The following is a 26,446-nucleotide window of genomic DNA, read 5'->3' on the forward strand; positions in this document are numbered from 1 at the left end:
ATGCTGCGACGTCAGGCTTTGGCACTGGGCAGCCTGCTGCTCAGTGCGGTGACCTTGGGCGGCTGGACGCTGTTCAAGCAAAAGGGCAAGCAACCCTTGCTGCTTTCGGCCAGGGATGACGGCGACGGCAAGCATTACGCCGTCGGTTATCAACTGGACGGTAAACAGGTGTTTGCCACCCAGGTCGGCCAACGTTGCCATGACATCATCAACCACCCACGACTGCCTATCGCGCTGTTCGTGGCCAGGCGCCCGGGTACCGAGAGCTACCTGATCGATCTGCGCGACGGCAAGTTGCTGCAAGTCGTGGCCTCGCAGCCCGACCGGCATTTCTACGGGCATGCGGTGATCCACAAGGATGGCGAATGGCTGTATGCCACCGAGAACGACACTCGTGATCCGGGCCGGGGCCTGCTGGGCGTCTACCGCTTCGAAGGCGAACGCCTGGTACACAGCGGCGAACTCTCCACCCATGGCATTGGCCCGCACCAGGTGTCGTGGATGCCCGACGGGGAAACCCTGGTGGTCGCCAACGGCGGCATCCGCACCGAAGCCGAAAGCCGGGTAGAGATGAATCTCGACGCCATGGAACCGAGCCTGGTGCTGATGCAACGTGACGGCACCCTGCTGAGCAAGGAAACCCTGGCCCAGCAGATGAACAGCGTGCGTCACATGGGCATCGCCAGCGACGGCACCATCGTCACCGGACAACAGTTCATGGGCGCCGCCCACGAACCCTCCGAACTGCTGGCAATCAAGCGTCCTGGCCAGCCCTTTGCCGCGTTCCCGGTGGCCGAACAGCAGTTGCAGGCCATGGGGCACTACACCGCCAGCGTCGCCGTACACAGCGAACTGCGGCTGGTGGCCTTGACCGCCCCCCGAGGCAACCGCTTCTTCATCTGGGACCTGGATACCGGGACCCTGCGGGTCGATGCCCCGTTGCCTGACTGCGCAGGGGTCGGTGCCGTTGCCGATGGCTTCGTCGTGACCTCAGGCCAGGGCCGCTGCCGCTTCTACGACTGCCGCCAGGCACAGATAACGGCCAAGCCCCTGGACCTGCCCGCGGGGCTCTGGGACAACCATCTGCACCTGGCTTGAAGACCTGAAATAAAAAGGCCTCGCGATGCGAGGCCTTTGTCTGGCAGGAGAATCTTCAACTCTGGGGCTTCAAGCCCTGGCTCATGCCGAACATGAACAACAGCAGGTCATGGTCGGGCTTGGCTGCCGTAGCGACCTTCGCCACCCGCGGCACCGGACAATGAGCACCACCCTGGGCCGTGCTCAGCACCTGAGTGCGAGGCTGCTCCCAGACCACCAGCGCCAGGGAAGCAACTGCCAAGGCTCCTGCCAGGAACATACCTCGTGCAATTTCTAGCTTCATCGCTATAAACCTTTGATAGAGCTGCCAAACGCCGTTTTGTAAAAGTAGTAGAGCTTTTCCCAGTCCGTGTCATTCCACGACGAATGGCGGCGTAGCTGTTTAAGGTCATGGGCCGCAGCCCGACCAGCGCTCAAGCGCTGGCGACACTTCTCGAAATCCAGCAGGGCAATCCGTATCTGAGCCTGCTCGCCCTCACCATCGACCCGCACAAAAATATGCTTGGAATACAGGCAGCCGTGCTGCCAGCGGCCCTTGTGCATACGCACCAGGGTCGCGGCCACTGCCTGGAGCACGCGCTCATGGAGCACCTCGCCGTGTCGCTCGCGCTCACCAGCGGCATACCAATTGTCAATTTCCACGAAACCGTCAAGCGCAGCAGTCACCAGCAGAGCCTGCCACTGTGCCTGCGAGTCACGCCGCGCCCCACAGAACACCAACTCCGGAACGGTTACGTCCAACAGACGCAAGCCATGCAAAGCATCTCGCTCACGCAGCACCGTCGGTCGACCAAAAGGGTGCAACCAACTGCGATAGATATGCCCCACCTGACGCTTGGCATAGAGCAGGCGTCCCTTACTGCTGACTATGCGCTGAACACCACTTTCACCGCCACGACGCTTGTTTGGCTCCTCGACCCACTCACCTTGCTCGTTCCAGAAGTACTCAAAGCGGTCTGTGGGCACGGCATCCATTTCCGAAGCACATTCAGCAGTCATCTTTTTACCTCTTGCGTAATACGTAAATCCGCCACATGGCGTAGAGCGGAAAGAAGTCCAGGTGCTCCTGGACACGAAAACCGGCCTGCCTGAATTCTTCTTCGACCGTGGCCGCCGGTAACACAAAACGATTCTGATAACCCGTCTGCCCAACTTCGGATAGCCGCTTGCGCTCCATCCGCTTGCGCTTCCAGGCCTTGAAATTACCATCGACCCACAGCGAGATGATCACGCTGTCACGGGTTACCCGCTGAAACTCGCGCAGCAACGCCATCCGGTGTTCGGCTTCACCGATGTGGTGCAGCAAGCGCATGGAAAAAATGCAATCCACCGCGTTGTCCGGTAATTCGATATCAAACGCGGACGTTTGCAAGGTTCGTACACGTCTTACGACTTCAGCCGCTTGCGCCACCGTAGCGGTGTTCAACATGGCCGCCGAATTGTCGGCTCCGACAATGACCCGGTTGGCCTTTTCGGCCAGCAACGGCCAGAAACGACCGGCACCACAGGGCAAGTCCAAAACCAGGCCTGGATCTCCCACCAAGGACAGGGCGGTACGGGCCAACTGCTCGTCACGCTTGTGGGACAGTTGGCGCGCCAGGCCATCCTGGTGCTTGAGCAGATACTCCTGGGCGTGTTGAGCATCGTATTTTTCGGAAAAATCCAGCTTGATCGGTATAGCCATCATCAAGGTCTCCTGCACTGATGGCGCTACCTTAGGCAGCTGCATGTCAGCGACAGGTCGTCCCTTTGTGAAAACTTCATGCCGTTCAATGGAGAAATATTGCCGGGTTTTACAACGCACTAACAGTAGCCTGGGGCCACTTCTGCACAAAAATCGACAAGTGACAGGCCCTGAATAACAGGGCCAGACATGGACAATCAGGCCTTGGCCGATTGCAACTGGACGTGAAAACGACAGCCATTGGGCGTCATGGTGCTGAGGCTGACGCTCCACCCCTGGTTCTCACAGATGCGCTGGACCAAGGAAAGTCCCAAGCCCAATCCTTCACCACGCTTCTCATCGCCACGCACAAAAGGCTCGAACATCGCCTCGCGCTTTTCCTCGGGAATCCCCACTCCGCTGTCTTCCACCACGAAGCCGTCGGGCACGAGGCTCAGGCGAATGAAGCCCTGCTCGGTGTAGTGCAAGGCATTGCGCAGAAGGTTGCCCATCACCGCATGCAGGAAGGTAGCGTTGTAGCGAGTATCGCCAGGCTGGCCAGGATCGAAAATCAGCTCGATGCCCTTGGTCCTGATGGCCTCGCTCCAGATCCCGATCAGGTCCCTGGCGGCCTGCTCCAGCGTCAGCCGCGGCGACATGCTGGCATCTTCGCGCTGGGCTCGCGCCAGCATCAGGAAGGTCTGTACCAGCTCGCGCATTTCTTCGCTGGCCCGGGCAATACGTTCGACCTGGGCTCGCTCGCGCTGATCCAGGGCAGGGTTCTCCAGCAATAGTTCACAAGAGGTGGCCAACACCATCAACGGTGTACGCAATTCGTGGCTGACGTCGCTGGTGAACAGGCGCTCGCGATTCAGCGCCTGGCGCAAGCGGCCCAAGGTGGCGTCGAAGGCGATGGCCAGCTCCCCCACTTCGTCCGCGGCATAGTCCGGTGCCAATGGCGGTGCCAGCCCCAGCAACTGATCACGATGCCGTACCTGGCGTGAAAGACGCACCACCGGCGCCATTACCCGACGCGCCAGGACCCAGCCCAGGAACACCGCCAGCGCCAGGCTGAGGACAAACCCCACCAATACCACCGCGAACAATATGCGCTCGCGCTCCTCGAAATCGCTCTGGTCCTGCAGCAGCACATAGCGCCGCCCATCCACGACCTCGACCATGGCGTGATAGGACAGTTGCTCGCGAAACACCTCGTGGAACCCCGGGTCCAGGTGACGCAGGTCCTTGGGGAGCTCGAAGTCGCCGCGACCGCCGCTGTAGTAGAACAATTGGTCCGGCTCGGGACGATGGTTCCAGTCGGCGACGTTATCCATCAGCAACAGGCGCTGCAGGTCACCACCGAGGCCGGCGGAGATGAGCTTCTCTTCCACCAGGTGCACCGTCGCCACGATGCCCATGGCAAAGGCTCCTGCCACCAGCGCGCTCATCAGCGCAAACGCGATGATGATGCGCTGGGCAAGGCTCTGCTTAAACTCCATCGCGCCCCTCGGCCAGGCGGTAGCCGACACCATGCACGGTGTGCAGCAGTGGCTTGGCGAATGGTTTGTCGATCACTTGGCGCAGTTGATGGACATGGCTGCGCAGGCTGTCGCTATCGGGGCAGTCATCGCCCCACAGGGCCTCCTCGAGGATCTCCCGACGCAGCACATGCGGGCTCTTCTGCATCAGCACCGCCAGCAGCTTCAAGCCGACCGGGTTGAGTTTGAGCAGGCGCCCTTCACGGGTGACCTCGAGGGTGTCGAGGTCGTAGTTCAAATCGCCAACCTGCAAGGCACGCCGGCCACCGCCCTGGCTACGACGCATCACGGCCTCGATCCGTGCGGCCAGCTCCGACAACGCGAACGGCTTGAGCAGGTAGTCATCGGCCCCGGACTTGAAGCCCTGGAGGCGATCATCGAGCTGGTCGCGAGCGGTGAGCATGATCACTGGCGTGTCACGCCGGGCGTCTTCGCGCAGGCGCTTGCACAGGGTATAGCCATCGATCCCCGGCAACATGATGTCGAGCACGATCAGGTCATAGTGCTCGGTGGCGGCCAGGTGCAAACCCGACAGGCCATCCTGGGCACAGTCGACGGTATAGCCCTTGAGCCCCAGGTAGTCAGCCAGGTTGGCGAGAATATCGCGGTTGTCTTCAACCAGTAGGATTCGCATCGGCACTCTCTCCGTATACAGTTACGGCCGTCTTGGCTCGCGCAGCTTAAGGCCAAGTCCGGCTCACCGCCACCCTTGTCGGGCGGCTCGGGTGGCTGTTTCCAGTGTCGCCATGACTTGACATTTTTTTCACCCAAGGCTCACGGCCCGACGACGGCCAGGGCGACACAATGGCAGCCATTTGCCCTGGATTCGCCCCAGGACAACGGAAACGAAAAAGCCCCGCCGGCTTGCACCGGCGGGGCTTTTCAGTACAGGGGTAAGGCTGGCTTACATCATGCCGCCCATGCCACCCATGCCGCCCATGTCTGGCATGCCGCCGCCAGCTGGAGCGTCTTTCTTCGGCGCGTCGGCAACGGCGGCCTCGGTGGTCAGGATCAGACCGCCGATGGAAGCTGCAGCTTGCAGAGCCGAACGGGTCACCTTGGTTGGGTCCAGGATGCCCATTTCGATCATGTCGCCGTATTCGCCGGAAGCGGCGTTGTAACCGAAGTTACCTTTGCCGTTCTTCACTTCGTTGACGACAACGCTTGGCTCGTCGCCGCTGTTAGCGGAGATCTGGCGCAGCGGAGCTTCAACGGCGCGACGCAGAACCGCGATACCCACGTCCTGGTCAGCGTTGTCGCCCTTGAGGTCGACGATCGCTTGCAGGGCACGGATCAGGGCTACGCCACCGCCAGGCACCACGCCTTCTTCAACGGCTGCACGGGTAGCGTGCAGGGCGTCTTCAACGCGGGCTTTCTTCTCTTTCATTTCAACTTCGGAGCCAGCGCCAACCTTGATCACTGCAACGCCGCCGGACAGCTTGGCCAGGCGCTCTTGCAGTTTTTCACGGTCGTAGTCCGAGGAAGTCTCGGCCACTTGGGCACGGATCTGAGCGATACGGGCTTCGATGTCGGCCTGGTTGCCAGCACCGTCGACAACGGTGGTGTTTTCCTTGGACAGGGTCACGCGCTTGGCGCTACCCAGGTGCTCCAGGGTGGTGCTTTCCAGGCTCAGACCGATTTCTTCGGAGATCACGGTACCGCCGGTCAGGACGGCGATGTCCTGCAGCATGGCCTTGCGACGATCGCCGAAGCCTGGAGCCTTGACGGCCGCGACTTTGACGATACCGCGCATGTTGTTCACAACCAGAGTCGCCAGGGCTTCGCCTTCGACGTCCTCGGCCACGATCAGCAGTGGGCGGCCGGCTTTGGCAACGGCTTCCAGCACTGGCAGCATTTCGCGGATGTTGGAGATCTTCTTGTCCACCAGCAGGATCAGCGGGCTGTCCAGCTCGGCGACCATGGTGTCTGGCTTGTTGACGAAGTAAGGAGACAGGTAGCCACGGTCGAACTGCATGCCTTCAACGACCGACAGTTCGTTTTCCAGGCCAGTGCCTTCTTCGACGGTGATCACGCCTTCTTTACCCACTTTCTCCATGGCTTCGGCAATGATGTCGCCGATGGAGTTGTCGGAGTTGGCGGAGATGGTGCCTACCTGGGCGATGGCCTTGGTGTCGGCGCATGGCTTGGACAGAGCCTTGAGCTCCTTGACGATGGCGATGGTCGCCTTGTCGATGCCGCGCTTGAGGTCCATCGGGTTCATGCCGGCAGCAACGGCCTTCAGGCCTTCGTTGACGATCGACTGAGCCAGAACGGTGGCGGTGGTGGTGCCGTCGCCAGCGTCATCGTTGGCACGGGAGGCAACGTCTTTGACCAGCTGCGCGCCCATGTTCTCGAAACGGTCTTCCAGCTCGATTTCCTTGGCTACGGAAACGCCATCCTTGGTGATGGTTGGAGCGCCGAAGCTCTTTTCCAGGATCACGTTACGGCCTTTCGGGCCCAGGGTAGCTTTTACCGCGTCAGCCAGGACGTTGACGCCGGTGAGCATTTTCTTGCGGGCGGAGTCGCCGAATTTAACTTCTTTAGCAGCCATGATCGATATTCCTTAAATACTGTGTAGTAGTGGGAAAATACGCGGGGAATCAGCCTTCGATAACAGCGAGAATCTCGTTCTCGGCCATTACCAGCAGATCTTCGCCATCGACTTTCACGGTGTTGCTGCCGGAGTACGGGCCAAACACCACTTTGTCACCCACTTTCACGGCCAGCGCACGTACTTCACCGTTGTCCAGCACACGGCCGGTACCTACAGCGACGACTTCGCCACGGTTAGGTTTTTCAGCGGCCGAACCAGGCAGAACGATACCGCCGGCAGTTTTCGATTCTTCTTCGCTGCGACGGATGACGACGCGGTCATGCAGAGGACGAAGCTTCATTGTCGATCTCTCCTAATTGTGGTTTTCAGCGGCCGGTGTCGATACCGGCGGGTTAACAAATCCGGCGTGGCCGGTTGCGGCTCGACGAGCGAGACGCGGAAGTCTGTCTGGTATCAGCACCAGAAACCTTGCGGTGACCGTTACATAAGGGCGCACAAAGCTATTACAAGGGCTGGTGGGTGAAATTTTTTAAATCGCCTGCGCAACAACGAACACGGCACCCGAAGGTGCCGTGTGCTTGAGGCTGGAAACATCAATCGCGGTGCTCGAACTCACCTTCGATGACATTGGGCTCGCGCCCCAGGGGTTGCTGCGGCGCAGGGCCACCACGGGCCGAACGCATGTCGTCGGCAAAGGCACGTTGGCGCAGGGCCTGCTCCTCGGCGCGCTCACGCATCTTGTTGGCCAGCAGGCGGCGAGTGAACGGCAGCAGCATCAGCAGGCCGAACACATCGCTGATGAAACCGGGCAGGATCAACAAGCCACCGCCCAGGGCCAGCATCAGGCCCTCGAGCATTTGCTGGGCCGGCAACTCGCCGCGATTGAGACTTTCACGAGCGCGCAGGGCCGTGGCCAGCCCGGCCACACGCAACACCATCACGCCAAGCAGCGAACCGAGAATGATCAGCAGCAGGGCCGGGAAAAACCCGATCGCCGCGCTGACCTTGACGAAGACGAACAGCTCCAACACTGGGAACAGCAGAAAGAGCAACAGAAAAGGGCGCATCAAATGGTTTCCTCTGCGGAAGAATGCCTTCCAGTAGACCGTAGATGACGTCGCCAATTCGTGAATTCAAGCATCCACGGTCTGATTTTTCGGCCATTGATCGGCGCGAGCCAGAAAAACCAAGGCCTCGCGCACTTGTGTCGGCGTGTTGCAAGGGGCTTGGAATGGCAACCAATACAGCGCCTGGCCAATACGCAAGTGCATGCCCTCGGTGTCGATCCCGGCCATCTGCGCCGGCACCTTGTCAGGCAAGCCGGTCAGCTCGACGTAGTGAGCGATGGCATTGGCATGATCGCTGTTCATGTGCTCCACCATGCTCAACTCGGCCTTGCCGGCGAACGGATTGGCCAGGGTCAGCTGGTCGACCCAATGGATGGCGCCGAAACCACCGATGTAGCGATGGCGTACCGGCTTGAGGACCCAGAAATCAAAATCGTGGGCCTGGTGGTAGTTCTGCGATTCGGGAAAGTAGCGGTAGTAGCGCTCGGCGGCCGCCTCGATCGCTGCCTCGTCGGTCAGTTTCTCGGCTTCGGCCAGGTAAGTCAGGCGCCCCACGGCCTGTATGTCGTCGGCATCACGCTCGCCAACCAGCAGTGAACACTTGGGGTCCTTCTGCAGGTTATGGGTGTGCTGGGCGATGCGGCTGATAAGAATCAGCGGACGGCCTTCGGCATCGAGGCAGTAAGGCACTACGGAACCGAAGGGAAAACCCGGCATGGACTTGGAATGCGTCGACAGCACGCCACGGTATTCCTTGAGCAGCAGTTCTCGTGCATTCTTGGCAGCTTCAACGCTCACTTTATGACTCCTTCAATAGAATCCGTCGAAAACGGACGGGCGAATGGACCATGGTCCAACTACGCCTACGGGGCAATACTCGTCTGCAGCCAGGCCTGGTCCGGCTGTCGAGCAGGGCCCTGGAACAAGGACACCCTCTCACGACAGCTGGCAGGACATGCGAATGCAACTCACTGACAAAGTAATCATTATCACTGGCGGTTGCCAAGGCCTGGGCCGCTCCATGGGCGAGTATTTTGCCAGCCGTGGAGCCAGGCTGGCGCTGGTGGACCTGAACCAGGAAAAACTCGACCAGGCCGTCGCGGCCTGCAAGGCACACGGCGTAGAAGCTCGCTCATACCTGTGCAACGTGGCCAACGAAGAACAGGTCGAGCACATGGTGAATCAGGTTGCCGAGGACTTCGGAGCCATCCACGGCTTGATCAACAATGCCGGGATCCTGCGCGATGGCCTGCTGCTCAAGGTCAAGGACGGTGAAATGACCAAGATGAGCCTGGCCCAGTGGCAGGCCGTGATCGATGTCAATCTCACCGGTGTATTCCTGTGCACCCGGGAAGTTGCAGCCAAGATGGTGGAGCTCAAGAACAGCGGCACGATCATCAACATCTCGTCGATTTCCCGTGCCGGCAACATCGGCCAGACCAACTATTCCGCAGCCAAGGCCGGGGTGGCCGCAGCGACCGTGACCTGGGCCAAGGAATTGGCACGCTATGGCATTCGCGTAGCGGGAATCGCCCCAGGTTTCATCGAGACCGAGATGACCCTGGGCATGAAACCCGAGGCCCTGGAGAAGATGACCGCTGGCATTCCCCTCAAGCGCATGGGCAAGCCCGAGGAGATCGCCCATTCGGCGGCCTATATCTTCGAAAACGACTACTACACCGGGCGTATCCTGGAAATGGACGGTGGCTTGCGCCTCTAAGCTGTTCAGCCTGCGAGCCCCAGCCATTGCGACTGGGGCTCGCCACGGCACCGCGGCAGCGGCGCCCTCCCCCTTTCAGTCTTCGCTGATGGTGATGCTCGGCATGGCCGGCGTCGCCTTTTCCTGCAACACGATACGCGCGCCCACGTGCCGAGCCAGTTCCTGGTAGACCATGGCGATCTGGCTGTCCGGCTCGGCGATCACCGTTGGCTTGCCTCCGTCGGCTTGCTCGCGGATCAGCATCGACAACGGCAGCGAAGCCAGCAGTTCAACGCCATACTGGTTGGCCAGTTTCTCGCCGCCGCCCTCGCCGAACAGGTGTTCAGCATGGCCGCAGTTGGAGCAGATGTGCACCGCCATGTTTTCCACCACGCCCAACACCGGGATGTTGACCTTGTGGAACATCTCGACACCCTTGCGCGCATCCAGCAAGGCCAGGTCCTGGGGAGTAGTGACGATCACCGCCCCTGCCACCGGGACCTTTTGCGCCAGGGTCAGCTGGATGTCGCCGGTGCCCGGCGGCATGTCGATCACCAGGTAATCCAGGTTGCCCCAGTCGGTCTGGGTCACCAGTTGCTGCAAGGCTCCGGAAGCCATGGGACCGCGCCAGACCATCGGCGTGTTGTCGTCGGTCAGGAAGGCCATGGACATGACCTCCACGCCATGGGCCTGGATCGGCACGAACCACTTCTGGTCCTTGATCTTCGGCCGGGTGCCCTCGGCGATGCCGAACATGATGCCCTGGCTCGGACCATAGATATCAGCGTCGAGGATACCCACGCGCGCGCCTTCGCGCGCCAGGGCCAGGGCCAGGTTGGCCGCCGTGGTGGACTTGCCCACGCCGCCCTTGCCCGAAGCGACCGCCACCACGTTCTTGACGTTGGCCAGGCCCGGTACCTGGGCCTGGGCCTTGTGCGCGGCGATCACGCTGTTGATCTCGACCTTGGCCCCGCTGACGCCATCCAGGCCTTCGATGGCCAGCTGCAACATCTGCGCCCAGCCGCTCTTGAACAGGCCGGCGGCATAACCCAGCTCCAAGCGGACGGTGACCCGGTCGCCCTGGACGTCGATGTCCCGTACGCAACCGGCGCTGACCGGGTCCTGGTTAAGGTAGGGGTCGGTGTATTGGCGAAGAACGGCTTCCACCGCTGCGCGATTGACGGCGCTCATGGGCAACTCCGATAACAAGACAGGAAAATCAGCCGGCTATCCTACGCCGCCGCCATCATTGTGGCGAGGGAGCCTCCTCGCGCAGGACGTGGCCAACCAGCCACAAGGACGCCTGGAAGGGTGAAAAATCCGTGCCGGCGCTTTATAGTGGCCGACCTTCGTTTCATCAAGTAGCCGAGCCCCATGTCCGAGCCACGCAAGATTCTCGTCACCAGCGCCCTGCCCTATGCCAATGGTTCCATCCACCTTGGCCACATGCTCGAGTACATCCAGACCGACATGTGGGTGCGCTTCCAGAAGCACCGCGGCAACCAATGCATCTATGTCTGCGCCGACGACGCACACGGCTCGGCCATCATGTTGCGCGCGGAAAAAGAAGGCATCACCCCGGAACAACTGATCGCCAACGTGCAGGCTGAACACAGCGCCGACTTTGCCGACTTCCTGGTGGACTTCGACAATTTCCACTCGACCCATGCCGAAGAGAACCGCGAGCTGTCGAGTCAGATCTACCTCAAGCTGCGGGACGCCGGGCACATTGCCACTCGCTCCATCACCCAATACTTCGACCCGGACAAGAAAATGTTCCTGGCCGACCGCTTCATCAAGGGCACCTGCCCGAAATGCGGCACCGAGGACCAGTACGGCGATAACTGCGAAAAATGCGGCGCCACCTACGCGCCCACCGACCTGAAGGATCCGAAGTCGGCGATCTCCGGCGCCACTCCGGTGCTCAAGGAGTCCCAGCACTTCTTCTTCAAGCTGCCGGACTTCCAGCAGATGCTGCAAACCTGGACCCGTAGCGGCACCTTGCAGGACGCCGTGGCCAACAAGATCGCCGAGTGGCTGGACGCCGGCCTGCAACAGTGGGATATCTCCCGCGATGCGCCGTACTTCGGCTTCGAGATCCCCGATGAGCCGGGCAAGTATTTCTATGTCTGGCTGGACGCACCCATCGGCTACATGGCCAGCTTCAAGAACCTCTGCGCCCGTCGCCCGGAGCTGGACTTCGATGCCTTCTGGAACAAGGATTCCAGCGCCGAGCTGTATCACTTCATCGGCAAGGACATCGTCAACTTCCACGCCCTGTTCTGGCCGGCCATGCTCGACGGTGCAGGCTATCGCAAGCCGACCGGCATCAACGTCCATGGCTACCTGACCGTCAACGGCCAGAAGATGTCCAAGTCCCGCGGCACCTTCATCAAGGCCCGTACCTACCTGGATCATCTGTCGCCCGAGTATCTGCGCTACTACTACGCCTCCAAGCTGAGCCGTGGCGTCGACGACCTGGACCTGAACCTCGAAGACTTCGTGCAGAAGGTCAACTCCGACCTGGTGGGCAAGGTGGTGAACATCGCCAGCCGTTGCGCCGGCTTCATCCACAAGGGCAATGCCGGGGTGATGGTCGATACCAATGCCGCTCCGGAACTGACCGAGGCCTTCCTGGCCGCCACACCGAGCATCGCCGAGGCCTATGAGGCCCGCGACTTCGCCCGCGCCATGCGCGAGATCATGGCCCTGGCCGACCGTGCCAACGCCTGGATCGCCGACAAGGCGCCCTGGTCGTTGAACAAGCAGGAAGGCAAGCAGGATGAAGTCCAGGCCATCTGCGCCACCGGCATCAACCTGTTCCGCCAGCTGGTGATCTTCCTCAAGCCGGTGCTGCCAGGCCTGGCCGCCGACGCCGAGGCCTTCCTCAACGTCCCGGCGCTGACCTGGAACGACCACCAGCAACTGCTGGCCAACCATCAGCTCAACGAATTCAAGCCGCTGATGACCCGGATCGATCCAGTGAAAGTCCAAGCCATGACCGACGCCTCGAAAGAAGACCTGGCGGCCACCCAGACCGACACCGGGGCGCCCAAGGGCAATGGCGAGCTTGCCAAGGACCCACTGTCGCCGGAAATCGACTTCGACACCTTCGCGGCCGTTGACCTGCGCGTTGCGCTGATCGTCAAGGCCGAAGCCGTGGAAGGCGCCGACAAGCTGCTGCGCCTGACCCTGGATATCGGTGATGAGCAACGCAACGTGTTTTCCGGGATCAAGAGTGCCTACCCGGACCCGTCCAAGCTCGACGGTCGCCTGACCATGATGATCGCCAACCTCAAGCCGCGGAAAATGAAGTTCGGTATTTCCGAGGGCATGGTGATGGCGGCCGGTCCTGGCGGTGAAGAAATCTACCTGCTGAGCCCCGACAGCGGCGCCAAGCCCGGCCAGCGGATCAAGTAGGCCTGCCTGCGGGACCCCATCCCCCCGTTGCCCCTGGGCGCAACGGGGGGATTTGCATATCTGGACAATCGCACACGCGAGTTTGCCTACTCTTGAGGTACCGCCTGCTTGCATCGGCATCGACCATGACCCACTTCCTGCTCGCTCTTGTCAGCACCGCCCTGGTCAACAACTTCGTGTTGCATTGGCCTCTGGGCGCCGACCCGCTGCTTCAAGTCCAGGGCAGCGATCGACGGCGCCTGCACGCCCTGGGCCTGGCAACCACGCTCTTGATGCTGGTCAGCTGCGTGCTGGGATTGCTCCTCTATCGTGTACTGCTGGCCCCCTGGGGGCTGGAGTCTTTGCAGATGTTCGTCTGGCTGCCCCTGAACGTACTGCTGATCAAGCCACTGTTGCGCCTGCTGCCACGGATCTTGCCAGCCCTGCCATTCGACGGCCTCTGGCCCCTGTTGCTGGGTAATGCCGGCGTGCTCGGCCTGCTGTTCATTGGGAGCCAGGGCAACCTTGGGCTGGTCTCCATGGGTGCCATGAGCCTGGGTGCCGGCCTCGGTTTCTGGCTGGTGCTCGGCCTGTTCCATGACCTGCGCCAACGCGTCTGCAACAATGATATTCCCCTGCCCTGGCGAGGCCTGCCGCTGGACCTGATCGGTGCCGGCCTGCTGGCGGTGGCGTTCCTGGGCTTCAACGGACTGGTCAAACCATGAGCCTGATTCAACGCATCGACGCCCTCTTGCCCCAGACCCAATGTGGCAAGTGTGGCCATGGCGGATGCAAACCCTACGCCGAGGGCATCGCCAACGGCGAGGCCATCAACAAATGCCCGCCCGGTGGCGAGGAAACCATCGCCGGCCTGGCTCGGCTGCTGCAACTGCCGATCATCGAACTGGATCGCAGCCGCGGCGAAGCCCCGGCCCAGGTGGCCTACATCCGCGAAGCCGAGTGCATCGGCTGCACCAAGTGCATCCAGGCCTGCCCGGTGGACGCTATCGTCGGCGCAGCCAAGCTGATGCACACCGTGCTGGTCGACGAATGCACCGGTTGCGACCTGTGCGTCGCCCCTTGTCCCGTGGACTGCATCGACATGCTGCCCCTGCCCCCGGGCCAGGTGATACCGATTGTCGGCGGCCTGGCCAGCAGCCCCGAGCAACTGCAGGCCCGCAGCAGCAAGCGCGAGCACGCCAGGCGCCGCTTCGAACAGCGCAATCAACGCCTGCAACGCGAAGAAGCCCGACGCCTGGCCGAACGCCAGGCCCGGGCTCAAAAAGCCGCCCAGCCTGCCACGAGCGGCGACAATCCGGTCCAGGCGGCGATCGAGCGGGTCCGCGCGCAAAAGGCCGCGGCGGCCGACGCCGCGCTGAAGAAAGCCAAGATCGAACTGGCCATGAGCCGGGCCCAATTGAACAAATCGCTCAAGGCCTTCGGGCATCCGCCAACCTTCGAACAACAATCGCAACTGGTCGTCCTGCAACAGCAGTTCGAAGCCGCCGAGCAAGCCTTGGCCCACCTGGAGGCCCAAGCCCCGAGCGTTCCGGCAGCGGCGCCCCCCAAGGATGCCAATCTCAAGCGTGCCAAGATCCAGTTGGCCACCCGTCGCGCCGAACTGAAGAAGGCCGAGGCCGCAGGTGCCCCGCAGGCCGAGCTGGAAGCCCTGAGTGCCGCCCTGGCGGCGGCCGAACAGGACCTGCACGCTGCCGAGGATGCCAGCGCCAAACCGGCACCGGTGCTCACTCGTACCGAGAAACGCCCCATCGATCCGCAACTGCGCCGGCTGAAAACCGAACTGGCCTATGCCCGCGCCGAGTTGCACAAACTACAACGCCAGGCGGCCAGTGATGAGCAACTGGCACAGGCCCGGACACGCCTGAACGAAATCGAGCGGCAGGTGGATGCCCATGCTGCTGGTTGAAGGCGCCGACCCGCGCCTGCGCCAGGCCATGGGGCGAGTGCTGCTGGCCACGTTGCCGGGGGCGCTGGCATTGCTGTGGCTGTACGGCTGGGGAGTGTTGCTGAACCTGGTACTGGCTGCCAGCGGCGCACTGGCCATGGAGGCCCTGGTGCTGTTCTTGCGCAAGCGCCCACTGCTGCCGTCTCTCAGCGATGGCAGCGCCCTGGTCAGCGCGACCCTGCTAGCACTGGCCCTGCCGGCTTACTGTCCCTGGTGGCTGGCACCCAGTGCGGCTGCCAGCGCCCTGCTCCTGGGCAAGCACCTGTATGGCGGTGTAGGACAGAACCCCTTCAACCCCGCCATGCTGGGGTATGCCCTGGCCCTGCTGTGTTTCCCGCAGTCCATGACCCATTGGCCTGCCCCCCACGCCATGGGCCTGCTGGAGGGCTTGCAGCGGGTTTTCGACCTGGACAGCCTGCGCCCGGATGCCTGGGCCCAAGCCACGGCCCTGGACAGCCTGCGCATCAACAAGAGCCTGACGGTCGATGAACTCTTTGCCGCTCACCCAGCCTTCGGTCATTTCGGTGGGCGCGGCGTCGAGTGGGTCAACCTGGGGTTTCTCGCCGGCGGCCTGTTCCTGCTGCAGCAGCGCGTCATCAGTTGGCATGCGCCTGTGGGTATGCTCGCCAGTCTGTTGCTCATCAGCCTGGTGTGCTGGAACGGCACGGGCTCCGACTCCCATGGTTCGCCGCTGTTCCATCTGCTCACCGGCGCCAGCATGCTCGGTGCCTTCTTTATCGTCACCGAACCGGTATCAGGCCCAAAGACGGCCCGGGCCCGTTTGTTGTTTGGCATCGGGGTCGGCCTGCTGACCTACCTGATCCGGACCTGGGGCAGCTATCCAGACGGCGTGGCGTTCGCCGTGCTCCTGATGAACCTTGCAGTACCGGCGCTGGAACGCTACTGCACCGCACGACAAGCCAGGGTCTCATCATGAAGACCTGGCGCAGCCTGTTACTGCTGGTCATGCTCGGCATCCTGGGCATCACCGGTACCCTGTGGCTACAACACACCACCGCCCCACGCATCGAAGCCGAGCAACGGTCGCTGCAGGCACGCAAGCTGCTGGACCTGCTGCCATCGGGCAGCTACGACAACCAGCCCCTGGACCAGCCACTTCCCTTGACCGAAGTGCAATTGGACAACAGCCTTCTGTTGGAGGGTTACCTGGCCACCCGCAATGGCCAGCCCAGTGCCCTGCTGCTGCGTAGCAGGACCACTGGCTACGCAGGCCCTATCGAATTGCTGATCGCCATCGACAGCCAAGGTCGCCTGCTGGGCAGCAAGACTCTGAAGCAGGATGAAACCCCAGGCCTTGGCGGGCTTATCGCCGAACACCCCAACCCCTGGCTGGCGGGTTTTACCGGCAAGTCCCGCGGCGATCCGGACGATAGTGCCTGGGCCCTGAAAAAGGACCATGGCCAGTTCGATCAGATCGCTGGAGCCACCATCACCTCCCGCGCCGTGATCAGTGCCTTGCACAATGCCCTGCGCTATTTCGATGAACATCGCCAGTCATTGCTGCCCCAGGTGCCCCATGGATAAGTCGATGTCGCTACCAGGGCTGCTCATGCTGCCAACGTTGCTCGGAGCCACGGATAGCTGGGTCAAGGCACTGGGCATCGTCCTGTCCGGGGCATTGCTGATGACAGCCTTTGGCAGCGGCATGCAGCTGCTACGCCCCCATCTGCCGGCCAACCGCCAAGACCTGGCTAGCCTGTTGTTGGCAGCAACCCTGGGCAGTTGCCTATGGTTGGCGGTGCAAGCCTGGAGCTATGAACTACACCAACAGCTCGGCCTTTACCTGGCGCTACTGCCCTTGCAATGCCTGGCCTTGGAGCATGCCGGTTTTTTTCAACGCACAGACCGGATACGCCTGGCCACAGGACTCTGTAGCACCTTGATCATGTTGGGAGCCTTGCGCGAAGTGCTTGGCAGCGGGGCCCTGGGAAGCCACTTGAGCTGGCTTGCCGGCCTGGCCGGTGAGGACCGTGGTTGGGTGCTGCTACCTGATGGAGGCCTGCGCTTGCTGACTCTTGCACCCGGGGGTTTTATCCTGCTGGGGCTGTTGCTGGCCGCCAAACGGGCCTGGCTCCTCAACCGATCGCCTTCGAGGAAATGAATCACCCATGAATGCAGCCAAACACCTGGAAATATTTCGCCGGCTCCATGAAGACAACCCCGAACCCAAGACCGAACTGGCCTACTCTTCACCGTTCGAACTCTTGATCGCGGTGATTCTTTCGGCGCAATCGACCGACGTCGGTGTCAACAAAGCCACCGCCAAGCTGTTTCCCGTGGCCAACACCCCGGCCGCCATCCATGCCCTGGGCGTCGATGGATTGTCCGAGTACATCAAGACCATCGGCCTGTACAACAGCAAGGCCAAGAACGTCATCGAAACCTGTCGTTTACTGGTAGAACGCCACAACAGCGAGGTACCACAAACCCGCGAAGAGCTGGAGGCCCTGCCTGGTGTTGGCCGCAAGACCGCCAACGTGGTCCTCAATACGGCCTTCCGCCAACTGACCATGGCCGTCGACACGCACATTTTCAGGGTCAGCAATCGTACGGGGCTGGCACCGGGGAAGAATGTGGTGGAAGTGGAAAAGAAGCTGATGAAATTCGTACCCAAGGAGTTTCTGCTCGATTCCCACCACTGGTTGATCCTCCATGGGCGCTATGTATGCCTGGCCCGCAAGCCGCGCTGCGGTAGCTGTCGAATCGAGGACCTGTGCGAGTACAAGCAGAAGACTTCCGATGATTGACCAGGCATTGATTTTCCTGATGAGTCGATTGAAAAAATCTTTTTTACCCGCCAGGAGAATATCGATATAAGGAGCGCCAATGGCAGTCCTAGCCTGGAGTTGACCTTATGAGTACTGGCAAAGAACAATTGGAAGTAGAAGACGACTTCAACGCGGCAGAAACAGATGATGCCGAGCCCGTAGTAGAGGTTGCGAAAACCAATCTGAGCAAACGTCGCACAATCGACAATCTCCTCGAAGAGCGGCGCTTGCAAAAGCAATTGGCCGATTACGACTATGACCTCTAATAACAAAAAAACCTCCAGCCGGAGGTTTTTTTGTATCTCTGTGCTGTAACTCCTGCGGCCGGTTTCCTCGACCGACCGCAGGCTCATCCCAACGCTGCTCCCAGCTCGCGCTGAACCACTAAAATACTGAACACTCAGGCCAATCGATGACGCTGGGCGAATTCGATCAAATCGACCAATGAACGAGCATTGAGCTTGGTCAGCAAGCGCCGCTTGTAGGTGCTGATGGTCTTATTACTCAGGCACAGGCCTTCGGCAATCTCCTTGTTACTCATGCCACTGGTAAGTTGTTGCAGTACGACCAACTCTCTTCTGGAAAGTAATTCGATCATTTCCTCCTCACTACTGACGTTCTGGCTTGAACGAAAAGAGTGAAGCGCCTCATTGGGAAAATAACTATAACCAGCCAGTACTGCCCGCACCGCACTGATCAGCTCGGTAATGCCCTGTTGCTTGCATACATAACCAGCAGCCCCAGCCTGCATGCAACGCATGGAAAATGGCCCAGGTGTCTTTAAGGTGAACACCAGGATCTTGGTGAGCATGGAGCGGGACATCAAACGATTGATAACTTCAAGACCATCAACTTTTGGAATCCCGATATCAAGAATCACAATATCGGGAATATATTCTACGGCCAACTTCAAGGCATCCATGCCGTTCTCCGCTTCAGCTACAACTTCGAAGCCATGACGCTCCATCAACATACGCACGGCCAAACGGGTAACAGGGTGATCATCCACGATCAAGACTCTTTTCATAGGGATATCTAAGTCCTGAGTTTTTTAGATCCAGCACCATACCCCAGAGATTTGACTCTGACACCGACCCCCTAGGGGCTACGGCCGTACGAGGACGTTCCTTACAAACAATAGAGAATTGCCTTACAAAACAACCAACTCAACAAAAGAAAATATAAAATCACGTATAGGATTAATCTCCATACACGCAACCCAACGTATTAATACTGCAACTTATAAAAATTACCAGACGTTAAAACCCAAGGCAACGAAAGCCTTATTCAACCAAGGGTATGCAAGAACATAAAAAGCCCAGACTCAGAAAAACAAAAACCGACCACATCCAGAAATTTTCGAAAAAACTCATGCATAAAAATCCGGAGCTTCTTAACGCTCCGGATATCTTCAAGGCAATTTAACTGGGCACCCTCACACTCAACTACAAGTCGAGTGGTAACGCCCTTTTGGATTCTTGAACGAAAAAGCATGGCAAGTCTTGAGGCGTCTATCGGGGTCCGTCGATTTATAAATATAAACAGTCACATGTTCCTTACCCTTGAAAGGATCAATACCTCCTATGTGCCACAAATCCTTTTTCAGATAGAGGTCAGTGTCATACAGATTGTTGTAGCCGTTGGTGATGGATTCGCTCGCTGATTCACTGAGGGTTTGACGAATACTGGTGTCTTCTCCATCAGTCGACTTCAACTCAAGCTGCTCTTCGGTAATGGCCGCCCATTTATTGCAAGCATCGTCGCTGCAGACATACACCGCTGCCATCGAATTACTGGACACAATGCCCAGGCACAGCGCTGCTACCAGTGCCAGCAAGCAGGATTGGCGTGTTTTCATTGGCGTCCTCCCAATTGGAACTTGATTTCATATGACGATGAACAAGGTCTTGCCCCATCGTTTACAGCCCCACCAAGCTCCGACGACTTCCTGGTCATCGTGGATGGGGCTGTAGCGGACCTTATTCCCACCGGGGCGGCGGACGCCATGGCGAAATCTTTCCAACCGTGATGCAGCGGGGCGATGCTTTCCCCCAAAAAAAACGCCGCCTGCCTCGATGGGCAAGCGGCGCTATAGGTGTATCGATCGTGGCGGTTCATGACCGCCCAGAAACTCAGAGCAAGGTCCGGCCCTTGTTAGCGGCAATCCGCATGCGCAATGCGTTGAGCTTGATGAAGCCTGCGGCATCTGCCTGGTTGTAGGCACCGCCATCTTCTTCGAAGGTCGCGATGTTGGCATCGAACAGCGAATCATCGGACTTACGCCCAGTGACGACGACATTGCCCTTGTACAGTTTCAGGCGCACTACGCCATTCACGTTGACCTGGGAGGCATCGATCATCTGCTGCAACATCAGGCGCTCAGGACTCCACCAGTAGCCGGTGTAGATCAGGCTGGCGTACTTGGGCATCAACTCATCCTTGAGGTGAGCCACTTCACGATCCAGGGTGATGGACTCGATGGCGCGGTGCGCACGCAGCATGATGGTGCCGCCTGGGGTCTCGTAGCAGCCCCGGGACTTCATGCCCACGTAGCGGTTCTCGACGATGTCCAGGCGACCGATGCCGTTCTCGCCGCCAATGCGGTTCAGGGTCGCCAGTACGGTGGCCGGGCTCATGTCCACGCCATCGATGGCCACGATGTCGCCGTTACGATAGGTCAGCTCGATGTAGGTCGGGGTGTTGGGGGCGTTCTCCGGGGAGACGGTCCAGCGCCACATGTCTTCTTCGTGCTCGGTCCAGGTGTCTTCCAGCACGCCGCCTTCATAGGAGATGTGCAGCAGGTTGGCATCCATGGAATAGGGGGACTTCTTCTTGCCGTGGCGTTCGATCGGGATGGCGTGCTTTTCGGCATAGTCCATCAGTTTTTCACGCGACAGCAGGTCCCACTCACGCCAAGGTGCGATCACCTTTACGCCCGGCTTGAGCGCGTAGGCACCCAGCTCGAAACGCACTTGGTCGTTACCTTTGCCGGTGGCGCCATGGGAAATGGCATCGGCGCCGGTTTCGTTGGCAATTTCGATCAGGCGCTTGGCGATCAACGGACGAGCGATGGAAGTACCCAGCAGGTACTCACCTTCGTAGACGGTATTGGCGCGGAACATCGGGAAGACGAAATCACGCACGAACTCTTCGCGCAGATCGTCGATATAGATCTCTTTGACACCCATGGCTTGTGCCTTGGCGCGGGCCGGTTCGACCTCTTCGCCCTGGCCCAGGTCAGCAGTGAAAGTCACTACTTCACAGTTGTAAGTATCCTGCAGCCACTTGAGGATCACCGAAGTGTCCAGGCCGCCCGAATACGCGAGAACGACCTTGTTAACGTCCGCCATGCCATCACTCCACGGGGTTGTACGGAAAGCCGTCAAGTCTACCGATCAACGCGGATAATTTACAGAGGGGCGACAGCTTATGACGACCAAGCGACAGATTATGTCGAGCGAGCGACGACGACAGCCGTATCAGGAAGTCGCTGCAGCGTTGGCCCCTGAGGCAGCCTGGGGAGCTGGAGCCGGCTTCTCGGGTGCAGGAACACGCTCCAGATGCACGTTGACCCGACGGTTTTTCGCCCGATTGGCGGCATTGGTGTTGGGAGCCAGGGGATAGCGCTCGCCATGGAAGCGCACGACGATCTGGTTTTCCGCCAAACCGTTGGCCTTGAAGAACTCCATCACCGCCAGCGCCCGACGGCGCGACAGGTCACGGTTGGTCAGGCGATTGCCGCTATTGTCCGAATGGCCGTCAAGCTCGACATGATTGACCGTAGGATCGGCCTTGATGAAGTCCACCATCACCTGCAGCTTGGCCTTGGCCCGGGCGTCCAGCTCGATACCGCCTCCAGGAAAGCCAATCTCGGCCTGCTTGACCTGCTCATAGTTCATCGGCAGCAGTTTGGTCATGCAGACTTGATAGTCGCTGTAAGCCTTGCTGAATTTCACCGGCAGCAGTCGCACCTCGGACACGCCCCCTTCACGGGAGTAATGACGCACCACCGGGCTGCGCCCTTCCAGCAAGCCGATGATCAGGCGCCCAGCCTGCATCTGGTTACTGTTGAACAGAACCCCATCGGAACCGGCCTTGACGGCCCCTAGGTTGATGTCGCCACGTCCCGGCTGCCACGGTGCGGCCGCAGCGAGCAGGGTGGCAGAGCCCCCTGCCTGCATCGGGTTGAAGCTCTTGAGACGGAAAATCGCCTGCTCGCCAGCCCGGCGAACGAACTCACCGGAACCAAAATCGGTAACGGGCTGGATCAAGCGGCACTCGAACTTGTCGCCTTCGACCGTCCACTCAATGCTCTCCAGGCGGGTCTGGAAAGTGAGAGCCATCGCGGGCAGGCTGGCAAACACACTGAGCAAGGCTAGATAACGCTGGCGCACGGGAGGCTCCACTGACGTGTACAACAGAAAAATCGACAGGCGTGAATACGCCATACCTTCGGGATATCGGTTGCTCTGAGCAAAACTTGATAGCGAGTGCCTGCAAGAGTCTTTTCCGGTAGCATTCCCCCCTAGTTTTACCCGCCTGGAACCTCCCATGTCCGACCGCCTGACCCTACTGCGTCCCGACGACTGGCACATCCATCTTCGCGATGGGGCCGTGTTGCCCAATACAGTCGCAGATGTCGCGCGCACCTTTGGCCGCGCCATCATCATGCCCAACCTGGTACCTCCGGTACGCAACGCCGAACAGGCCGATGCCTACCGCCAGCGTATCCTGGCTGCTCGCCCAGCCGGCAGCAGCTTCGAACCGCTGATGGTGCTCTACCTCACCGACCGCACCCAACCGGACGAAATCCGTGAAGCCAAGGCCAGTGGCTTCGTGCACGCCGCCAAGCTGTACCCGGCCGGCGCCACTACCAACTCGGACTCGGGCGTGACCAGCATCGACAAGATCTTCCCAGTCCTGGAAGCCATGGCTGAAGTCGGCTTGCCGCTGCTGGTCCATGGCGAAGTGACCCATGGTGATATCGATGTCTTCGATCGCGAGAAGATCTTCATCGATGAACACATGCGGCGAGTGGTCGAGCGCTTCCCGACCCTCAAGGTGGTGTTCGAGCACATCACTACCGCCGATGCCGTGCAGTTCGTCAAGGAGGCTCCGGCCAACGTCGGCGCCACCATCACTGCACACCACCTGCTGTACAACCGTAACCACATGTTGGTCGGCGGGATTCGCCCGCACTTCTATTGCCTGCCGATCCTCAAGCGCAACATCCACCAGCATGCCCTGCTGGATGCGGCCACCAGCGGCAACGAGAAGTTCTTCCTCGGTACCGACTCGGCGCCCCATGCCCAGCATGCCAAGGAAGCCGCCTGCGGTTGCGCCGGTTGCTACACCGCTTTCGCGGCCATCGAGCTGTATGCCGAAGCCTTCGAACAGCGCAATGCGCTGGACAAACTGGAAGCCTTCGCCAGCCTCAACGGCCCACGCTTCTATGGCCTGCCGGCCAACACCGATCGCATCACCCTGGTTCGTGAAGAATGGACCGCCCCCGCCAACCTGCCATTCGGCGAGTTGACCGTCATTCCGCTGCGCGCCGGAGAAAAACTGCGCTGGCGCCTGCTGGAGGATCACTCGTGAGTGACGACCATTTCGACGACGAGCAAGAAGGTAACAGCGGTGGTTCTCGCCACCCCATGGCGGCACGTTTTCGCGGCTACCTGCCAGTCGTCGTCGACGTTGAAACCGGTGGTTTCAACTCAGCTACCGACGCACTGCTGGAAATCGCCGCCACCACCATCGGCATGGACGAAAAAGGCTTCGTGTTCCCCGAACACACCTATTTCTTCCGAGTCGAGCCTTTCGAAGGCGCGAACATCGAGCCTGCGGCCCTGGAGTTCACCGGGATCAAACTCGATCACCCCCTGCGCATGGCTGTCAGCGAGGAGACCGCCCTCACGGATATTTTCCGCGGGGTGCGCAAGGCCCTGAAGGCCAACGGTTGCAAGCGCGCGATCCTGGTCGGTCACAACAGCAGCTTCGACCTGGGCTTCCTCAATGCCGCCGTGGCGCGTCTGGACATGAAGCGCAACCCGTTCCATCCGTTCTCCAGCTTCGACACCGCTACACTCGCGGGTCTGGCATACGGCCAGACGGTACTGGCCAAGGCCTGCCAGAGCGCGGACATCGACTTCGACGGCCGCGAGGCCCACTCGGCGCGCTATGACACCGAGAAGACTGCCGAGCTGTTCTGCGGCATCGTCAACCGCTGGAAGGAAATGGGCGGCTGGCAAGACTTCGACGACTGAATATCGCCTGCATAAAAAAACCGGCCCTTAAGGCCGGTTTTTTTATGCGAGAGGCCTGGCCTTACAGCTTGCCAGCGTTCTCGGTCAGGTAAGCGGCAACGCCTTCTGGCGAAGCGGTCATGCCCTTGTCGCCTTTTTTCCAGTTGGCTGGGCAAACTTCGCCGTGCTCTTCGTGGAATTGCAGAGCGTCGACCAGACGGATCAGCTCTTCCATGTTACGGCCCAGCGGCAGGTCGTTGACGATCTGCGAACGAACCACACCCTTGTCGTCGATCAGGAACGCGCCACGGAAAGCCACGCCGCCTTCGGACTCTACGTCGTAGGCCTTGGCGATTTCGTGCTTCATGTCGGCAGCCATGATGTATTGAACCTGACCGATGCCGCCGGCATTGATCGGGGTGTTGCGCCAGGCGTTGTGGGTGAAGTGCGAGTCGATCGACACGGCGATCACTTCTACGTTGCGGGCCTTGAAGTCAGCCATGCGGTGGTCCAGGGCGATCAGCTCGGACGGGCAGACGAAGGTGAAGTCCAGTGGGTAGAAGAACACCAGGCCGTATTTGCCTTTGATGGCCGAGGACAGGGTGAAGCTGTCGACGATTTCGCCATTGCCCAGAACGGCTGGGACGGTGAAGTCAGGGGCTTGTTTGCCTACGAGTACGCTCATTGGATATCTCCTGGTGTGGACGTAGTAATGGAAGAAGGGGATGGGTCCTGAGTCTGCCACGCTGATGCGACAACTCCATGACCTGGCCCCGCTCCGCAAGAACCGCCCATGATACACGGCGTTTTGAGCTGTCCTTAGTGGTTTTTCTCCAAGCAGGCCTGCAAGGCTGGAAATGCCATTAATCTGTCATTACCGGGAGCAAAAGCCATTCGTCACTCCGGCAGGAAAAGACCATAAAGGCTGTCGAAACCACTTTGACAATCATTCTCGTTAACATTAAGATCCATCGCAATTGAGCCCCCAACCAGCGACGGTTCTCATCCTATGTATGTCTGCCTCTGCACCGGTGTCACCGACGGTCAAATCCGCGAAGCGATCTACGAAGGCTGCTGCAGCTACCGCGAAGTACGTCAGGCCACTGGCGTTGCCAGCCAATGCGGCAAATGTGCGTGCCTTGCCAAGCAAGTGGTTCGTGAGACTTTGAGCGAATTGCAGAGTGCCCAGGCGGCAATTCCCTATCCAGTGGAATTCAATGTCGCTTGATTTAATCACCCAGATTCAAACAACCGGACCTAGTGTCCGGTTTTTTTATGCCTGTAATTCAATTGCTTAGAGGTAAAACGCGGAACACAAACATTCTTATTCCGATTAATTTTCATATATTATTCAATAACTTAGGTTTGACAGTAATCTTTATGCGGCTCAAACTCTGCCCATGTTCCACTAATTACAGGGCAGGACCCCATCATGAAAGGCGACATCACAGTCATCCAGCATCTCAATAAAATCCTTGCCAATGAACTGGTCGCGATCAATCAGTACTTCCTGCATGCCCGCATGTATGAAGATTGGGGCCTGAACAAGCTGGGCAAGCACGAGTACCACGAGTCCATCGACGAAATGAAGCATGCGGACAAGCTGATCAAGCGCATTCTTTTCCTCGAAGGCCTGCCCAACGTCCAGGACTTGGGCAAGCTGCACATCGGTGAACATACCAAGGAAATGCTCGAGTGCGACCTGCGCATCGAGCGTACCGGTCATGCAGACCTCAAGGCAGCGATCGCCTACTGTGAATCGGCCGGCGACTTCGGCAGCCGTGAACTGCTGGAAGATATTCTCGAATCCGAAGAAGAACATATCGATTGGCTGGAAACCCAACTGGGCCTGATCGATAAAGTTGGTATCGAGAACTATCTGCAATCGCAAATGGGTGACGAGTAACTTAGCTCGTTATATCCCCCGACAATAAAAAGCCCCGCCTCTTTCCAGAAGCGGGGCTTTTTTGCATTACGCGAATATATTCGCGTAATGCGCAGGAGCGAGTGCTCTCGCTCCTGCAAGACAGCCTGGATCAGGCTTCGGTCTTGGCTGCGGCTGCTTTCTCGGCAGCGGCTTTGATCAGGGTCTGCAGTTCACCGTTGGCGAACATTTCAGCCATGATGTCACTACCGCCAACCAACTCACCGTCTACCCACAGTTGCGGGAAGGTTGGCCAGTTGGCGTATTTTGGCAGGTTGGCGCGAATTTCCGGGTTCTGCAGGATGTCCACGTAAGCGAACTTCTCGCCACACCCCATCACGGCCTGAGCGGCTTTCGCGGAGAAGCCACACTGTGGGGCATTCGGCGAGCCTTTCATGTAAAGCAGAATGGTGTTGTTGGCAATCTGCTCTTTAATAGTTTCGATGATATCCATGGAACACCTCGGCTGAACTTTCCGACTCTGTTGTCGGCACGGTGGCGCAT

30 protein-coding genes are annotated in these 26,446 nt (G+C 59.6%); 14 read left to right on the forward strand and 16 right to left on the reverse strand.

Features of this window, described 5'->3' with window-relative positions; genetic code table 11:
- Positions 1–1,098 (forward strand): DUF1513 domain-containing protein, encoded by a 1,098-nt coding sequence (locus I9018_RS25535; protein WP_068585392.1) that lies wholly within the window; start codon positions 1–3, stop codon positions 1,096–1,098.
- A 55-nt stretch (positions 1,099–1,153) separates the two neighbouring features.
- On the opposite strand, the gene I9018_RS25540 is transcribed toward I9018_RS25535, so the two are convergent.
- The 9 genes from I9018_RS25540 to I9018_RS25580 all read right to left on the reverse strand — a co-directional run bounded on the left by I9018_RS25540 (position 1,154) and on the right by I9018_RS25580 (position 8,718).
- A complete protein-coding gene (locus tag I9018_RS25540; protein WP_068585076.1) occupies positions 1,154–1,381 on the reverse strand; it encodes a hypothetical protein in 228 nt (75 codons plus the stop codon).
- A 2-nt stretch (positions 1,382–1,383) separates the two neighbouring features.
- Positions 1,384–2,097, reverse strand: a complete 714-nt coding sequence (locus I9018_RS25545; protein ID WP_068585074.1) for a lipopolysaccharide kinase InaA family protein — start codon at positions 2,095–2,097, stop codon at positions 1,384–1,386.
- Between the two features lie 4 nt (positions 2,098–2,101).
- The gene (locus I9018_RS25550) at positions 2,102–2,782 is read right to left on the reverse strand and encodes a class I SAM-dependent methyltransferase (protein ID WP_241110198.1); all 681 of its coding nucleotides are present in this window, start codon (positions 2,780–2,782) and stop codon (positions 2,102–2,104) included.
- Between the two features lie 197 nt (positions 2,783–2,979).
- The gene (locus I9018_RS25555; protein ID WP_068585070.1) at positions 2,980–4,260 is read right to left on the reverse strand and encodes a HAMP domain-containing sensor histidine kinase; all 1,281 of its coding nucleotides are present in this window, start codon (positions 4,258–4,260) and stop codon (positions 2,980–2,982) included.
- Positions 4,250–4,933: a two-component system response regulator ColR gene (colR, locus tag I9018_RS25560; protein ID WP_068585067.1), complete on the reverse strand. Its 684-nt coding sequence runs from the start codon at positions 4,931–4,933 to the stop codon at positions 4,250–4,252. Before colR ends, I9018_RS25555 begins: the two co-directional genes overlap by 11 nt.
- 270 nt (positions 4,934–5,203) lie before the next feature.
- Positions 5,204–6,850 carry a chaperonin GroEL gene (groL, locus tag I9018_RS25565; protein ID WP_053131655.1) on the reverse strand — a complete coding sequence of 549 codons (1,647 nt, stop codon included), beginning with the start codon at positions 6,848–6,850 and terminating at the stop codon, positions 5,204–5,206.
- A 49-nt stretch (positions 6,851–6,899) separates the two neighbouring features.
- The gene (locus I9018_RS25570) at positions 6,900–7,193 is read right to left on the reverse strand and encodes a co-chaperone GroES (protein WP_029614823.1); all 294 of its coding nucleotides are present in this window, start codon (positions 7,191–7,193) and stop codon (positions 6,900–6,902) included.
- A 253-nt stretch (positions 7,194–7,446) separates the two neighbouring features.
- Positions 7,447–7,920: an FxsA family protein gene (locus I9018_RS25575; RefSeq protein WP_068585061.1), complete on the reverse strand. Its 474-nt coding sequence runs from the start codon at positions 7,918–7,920 to the stop codon at positions 7,447–7,449.
- A gap of 66 nt (positions 7,921–7,986) precedes the next feature.
- Positions 7,987–8,718 carry a HugZ family protein gene (locus I9018_RS25580; protein ID WP_241107852.1) on the reverse strand — a complete coding sequence of 244 codons (732 nt, stop codon included), beginning with the start codon at positions 8,716–8,718 and terminating at the stop codon, positions 7,987–7,989.
- Positions 8,719–8,881: 163 nt separating this feature from the next.
- Here I9018_RS25580 and I9018_RS25585 point away from each other — a divergent pair, with 163 nt between their 5' ends.
- Positions 8,882–9,640 (forward strand): SDR family oxidoreductase, encoded by a 759-nt coding sequence (locus tag I9018_RS25585; protein ID WP_068585056.1) that lies wholly within the window; start codon positions 8,882–8,884, stop codon positions 9,638–9,640.
- Positions 9,641–9,715: 75 nt separating this feature from the next.
- Here I9018_RS25585 and apbC read toward each other — a convergent pair whose 3' ends face one another.
- Positions 9,716–10,810: an iron-sulfur cluster carrier protein ApbC gene (apbC, locus tag I9018_RS25590; RefSeq protein ID WP_124347537.1), complete on the reverse strand. Its 1,095-nt coding sequence runs from the start codon at positions 10,808–10,810 to the stop codon at positions 9,716–9,718.
- Between the two features lie 183 nt (positions 10,811–10,993).
- Here apbC and metG point away from each other — a divergent pair, with 183 nt between their 5' ends.
- The 8 genes from metG (at position 10,994) to I9018_RS25630 (ending at position 18,039) form a co-directional block, all read left to right on the forward strand.
- Positions 10,994–13,039: a methionine--tRNA ligase gene (gene metG / locus I9018_RS25595; RefSeq protein WP_124347536.1), complete on the forward strand. Its 2,046-nt coding sequence runs from the start codon at positions 10,994–10,996 to the stop codon at positions 13,037–13,039.
- A gap of 125 nt (positions 13,040–13,164) precedes the next feature.
- Positions 13,165–13,743 carry an Rnf-Nqr domain containing protein gene (locus tag I9018_RS25600; RefSeq protein ID WP_241107853.1) on the forward strand — a complete coding sequence of 193 codons (579 nt, stop codon included), beginning with the start codon at positions 13,165–13,167 and terminating at the stop codon, positions 13,741–13,743.
- Positions 13,740–14,945 (forward strand): electron transport complex subunit RsxB, encoded by a 1,206-nt coding sequence (rsxB, locus tag I9018_RS25605; protein ID WP_241107854.1) that lies wholly within the window; start codon positions 13,740–13,742, stop codon positions 14,943–14,945. Before I9018_RS25600 ends, rsxB begins: the two co-directional genes overlap by 4 nt.
- Entirely contained in the window at positions 14,926–15,921 is a 996-nt protein-coding gene (locus tag I9018_RS25610; RefSeq protein ID WP_124347533.1) for an RnfABCDGE type electron transport complex subunit D, read from the forward strand. The genes rsxB and I9018_RS25610 overlap by 20 nt, the downstream gene beginning before the upstream one ends.
- The gene (locus I9018_RS25615; RefSeq protein WP_241107855.1) at positions 15,918–16,529 is read left to right on the forward strand and encodes an RnfABCDGE type electron transport complex subunit G; all 612 of its coding nucleotides are present in this window, start codon (positions 15,918–15,920) and stop codon (positions 16,527–16,529) included. Before I9018_RS25610 ends, I9018_RS25615 begins: the two co-directional genes overlap by 4 nt.
- Positions 16,522–17,106, forward strand: coding sequence for an Rnf-Nqr domain containing protein (locus I9018_RS25620; RefSeq protein ID WP_241107856.1), 585 nt, complete (start codon positions 16,522–16,524; stop codon positions 17,104–17,106). Before I9018_RS25615 ends, I9018_RS25620 begins: the two co-directional genes overlap by 8 nt.
- Positions 17,107–17,113: 7 nt before the next feature.
- The gene (nth, locus tag I9018_RS25625; RefSeq protein WP_241107857.1) at positions 17,114–17,752 is read left to right on the forward strand and encodes an endonuclease III; all 639 of its coding nucleotides are present in this window, start codon (positions 17,114–17,116) and stop codon (positions 17,750–17,752) included.
- A gap of 107 nt (positions 17,753–17,859) precedes the next feature.
- Positions 17,860–18,039: a hypothetical protein gene (locus I9018_RS25630; RefSeq protein ID WP_068585028.1), complete on the forward strand. Its 180-nt coding sequence runs from the start codon at positions 17,860–17,862 to the stop codon at positions 18,037–18,039.
- Between the two features lie 134 nt (positions 18,040–18,173).
- Here I9018_RS25630 and I9018_RS25635 read toward each other — a convergent pair whose 3' ends face one another.
- From I9018_RS25635 to I9018_RS25650, 4 genes are all read right to left on the reverse strand, one after another.
- The gene (locus tag I9018_RS25635) at positions 18,174–18,800 is read right to left on the reverse strand and encodes a response regulator transcription factor (RefSeq protein WP_241107858.1); all 627 of its coding nucleotides are present in this window, start codon (positions 18,798–18,800) and stop codon (positions 18,174–18,176) included.
- A gap of 414 nt (positions 18,801–19,214) precedes the next feature.
- Complete coding sequence (locus tag I9018_RS25640) at positions 19,215–19,631, reverse strand: hypothetical protein (RefSeq protein ID WP_241107859.1); 417 nt, start codon at positions 19,629–19,631, stop codon at positions 19,215–19,217.
- 274 nt (positions 19,632–19,905) lie between these two features.
- Positions 19,906–21,123: an argininosuccinate synthase gene (locus tag I9018_RS25645; RefSeq protein ID WP_068585023.1), complete on the reverse strand. Its 1,218-nt coding sequence runs from the start codon at positions 21,121–21,123 to the stop codon at positions 19,906–19,908.
- Between the two features lie 129 nt (positions 21,124–21,252).
- Positions 21,253–22,167, reverse strand: coding sequence for an OmpA family protein (locus tag I9018_RS25650; RefSeq protein WP_241107860.1), 915 nt, complete (start codon positions 22,165–22,167; stop codon positions 21,253–21,255).
- Positions 22,168–22,324: 157 nt separating this feature from the next.
- Between I9018_RS25650 and pyrC the strand changes: the two genes are divergently transcribed.
- Together pyrC and rnt are read left to right on the forward strand one after the other, a co-directional pair.
- Positions 22,325–23,371, forward strand: a complete 1,047-nt coding sequence (pyrC, locus tag I9018_RS25655) for a dihydroorotase (RefSeq protein ID WP_241107861.1) — start codon at positions 22,325–22,327, stop codon at positions 23,369–23,371.
- Entirely contained in the window at positions 23,368–24,039 is a 672-nt protein-coding gene (gene rnt / locus I9018_RS25660; protein WP_068585014.1) for a ribonuclease T, read from the forward strand. The genes pyrC and rnt overlap by 4 nt, the downstream gene beginning before the upstream one ends.
- Positions 24,040–24,100: 61 nt before the next feature.
- On the opposite strand, the gene I9018_RS25665 is transcribed toward rnt, so the two are convergent.
- Positions 24,101–24,703 carry a peroxiredoxin gene (locus I9018_RS25665; RefSeq protein WP_022640616.1) on the reverse strand — a complete coding sequence of 201 codons (603 nt, stop codon included), beginning with the start codon at positions 24,701–24,703 and terminating at the stop codon, positions 24,101–24,103.
- Between the two features lie 324 nt (positions 24,704–25,027).
- Between I9018_RS25665 and I9018_RS25670 the strand changes: the two genes are divergently transcribed.
- The gene (locus I9018_RS25670; protein ID WP_068585012.1) at positions 25,028–25,246 is read left to right on the forward strand and encodes a bacterioferritin-associated ferredoxin; all 219 of its coding nucleotides are present in this window, start codon (positions 25,028–25,030) and stop codon (positions 25,244–25,246) included.
- A gap of 204 nt (positions 25,247–25,450) precedes the next feature.
- Positions 25,451–25,924, forward strand: coding sequence for a bacterioferritin (gene bfr, locus I9018_RS25675; RefSeq protein ID WP_068585009.1), 474 nt, complete (start codon positions 25,451–25,453; stop codon positions 25,922–25,924).
- A 130-nt stretch (positions 25,925–26,054) separates the two neighbouring features.
- Here the strand turns inward: bfr and grxD are convergent, their stop codons facing one another.
- Positions 26,055–26,396: a Grx4 family monothiol glutaredoxin gene (gene grxD, locus I9018_RS25680; RefSeq protein WP_022640619.1), complete on the reverse strand. Its 342-nt coding sequence runs from the start codon at positions 26,394–26,396 to the stop codon at positions 26,055–26,057.
- Positions 26,397–26,446 lie beyond the last annotated feature (50 nt).

Source organism: Pseudomonas sp. MPFS, assembly GCF_022537035.1.
In the GTDB taxonomy this organism is placed as follows: domain Bacteria; phylum Pseudomonadota; class Gammaproteobacteria; order Pseudomonadales; family Pseudomonadaceae; genus Aquipseudomonas; species Aquipseudomonas sessilinigenes.

What these genes read in the sequence shown, in the direction of transcription:
- groL (WP_053131655.1), bottom strand. Translation starts at nt 6,850, where the DNA reads ATGGCTGCTAAAGAAGTTAAATTCGGCGACTCCGCCCGCAAGAAAATG.
- I9018_RS25585 (WP_068585056.1), top strand. Translation starts at nt 8,882, where the DNA reads ATGCAACTCACTGACAAAGTAATCATTATCACTGGCGGTTGCCAAGGC.
- I9018_RS25635 (WP_241107858.1), bottom strand. Translation starts at nt 18,800, where the DNA reads ATGAAAAGAGTCTTGATCGTGGATGATCACCCTGTTACCCGTTTGGCC.
- I9018_RS25555 (WP_068585070.1), bottom strand. Translation starts at nt 4,260, where the DNA reads ATGGAGTTTAAGCAGAGCCTTGCCCAGCGCATCATCATCGCGTTTGCG.
- I9018_RS25575 (WP_068585061.1), bottom strand. Translation starts at nt 7,920, where the DNA reads ATGCGCCCTTTTCTGTTGCTCTTTCTGCTGTTCCCAGTGTTGGAGCTG.
- I9018_RS25665 (WP_022640616.1), bottom strand. Translation starts at nt 24,703, where the DNA reads ATGAGCGTACTCGTAGGCAAACAAGCCCCTGACTTCACCGTCCCAGCC.
- I9018_RS25620 (WP_241107856.1), top strand. Translation starts at nt 16,522, where the DNA reads ATGGATAAGTCGATGTCGCTACCAGGGCTGCTCATGCTGCCAACGTTG.
- I9018_RS25640 (WP_241107859.1), bottom strand. Translation starts at nt 19,631, where the DNA reads ATGAAAACACGCCAATCCTGCTTGCTGGCACTGGTAGCAGCGCTGTGC.
- grxD (WP_022640619.1), bottom strand. Translation starts at nt 26,396, where the DNA reads ATGGATATCATCGAAACTATTAAAGAGCAGATTGCCAACAACACCATT.
- I9018_RS25645 (WP_068585023.1), bottom strand. Translation starts at nt 21,123, where the DNA reads ATGGCGGACGTTAACAAGGTCGTTCTCGCGTATTCGGGCGGCCTGGAC.
- pyrC (WP_241107861.1), top strand. Translation starts at nt 22,325, where the DNA reads ATGTCCGACCGCCTGACCCTACTGCGTCCCGACGACTGGCACATCCAT.
- I9018_RS25630 (WP_068585028.1), top strand. Translation starts at nt 17,860, where the DNA reads ATGAGTACTGGCAAAGAACAATTGGAAGTAGAAGACGACTTCAACGCG.
- I9018_RS25545 (WP_068585074.1), bottom strand. Translation starts at nt 2,097, where the DNA reads ATGACTGCTGAATGTGCTTCGGAAATGGATGCCGTGCCCACAGACCGC.
- I9018_RS25540 (WP_068585076.1), bottom strand. Translation starts at nt 1,381, where the DNA reads ATGAAGCTAGAAATTGCACGAGGTATGTTCCTGGCAGGAGCCTTGGCA.
- I9018_RS25570 (WP_029614823.1), bottom strand. Translation starts at nt 7,193, where the DNA reads ATGAAGCTTCGTCCTCTGCATGACCGCGTCGTCATCCGTCGCAGCGAA.
- I9018_RS25615 (WP_241107855.1), top strand. Translation starts at nt 15,918, where the DNA reads ATGAAGACCTGGCGCAGCCTGTTACTGCTGGTCATGCTCGGCATCCTG.
- I9018_RS25600 (WP_241107853.1), top strand. Translation starts at nt 13,165, where the DNA reads ATGACCCACTTCCTGCTCGCTCTTGTCAGCACCGCCCTGGTCAACAAC.
- colR (WP_068585067.1), bottom strand. Translation starts at nt 4,933, where the DNA reads ATGCGAATCCTACTGGTTGAAGACAACCGCGATATTCTCGCCAACCTG.
- I9018_RS25610 (WP_124347533.1), top strand. Translation starts at nt 14,926, where the DNA reads ATGCCCATGCTGCTGGTTGAAGGCGCCGACCCGCGCCTGCGCCAGGCC.
- I9018_RS25550 (WP_241110198.1), bottom strand. Translation starts at nt 2,782, where the DNA reads ATGGCTATACCGATCAAGCTGGATTTTTCCGAAAAATACGATGCTCAA.
- rsxB (WP_241107854.1), top strand. Translation starts at nt 13,740, where the DNA reads ATGAGCCTGATTCAACGCATCGACGCCCTCTTGCCCCAGACCCAATGT.
- metG (WP_124347536.1), top strand. Translation starts at nt 10,994, where the DNA reads ATGTCCGAGCCACGCAAGATTCTCGTCACCAGCGCCCTGCCCTATGCC.
- apbC (WP_124347537.1), bottom strand. Translation starts at nt 10,810, where the DNA reads ATGAGCGCCGTCAATCGCGCAGCGGTGGAAGCCGTTCTTCGCCAATAC.
- nth (WP_241107857.1), top strand. Translation starts at nt 17,114, where the DNA reads ATGAATGCAGCCAAACACCTGGAAATATTTCGCCGGCTCCATGAAGAC.
- I9018_RS25670 (WP_068585012.1), top strand. Translation starts at nt 25,028, where the DNA reads ATGTATGTCTGCCTCTGCACCGGTGTCACCGACGGTCAAATCCGCGAA.
- bfr (WP_068585009.1), top strand. Translation starts at nt 25,451, where the DNA reads ATGAAAGGCGACATCACAGTCATCCAGCATCTCAATAAAATCCTTGCC.
- I9018_RS25535 (WP_068585392.1), top strand. Translation starts at nt 1, where the DNA reads ATGCTGCGACGTCAGGCTTTGGCACTGGGCAGCCTGCTGCTCAGTGCG.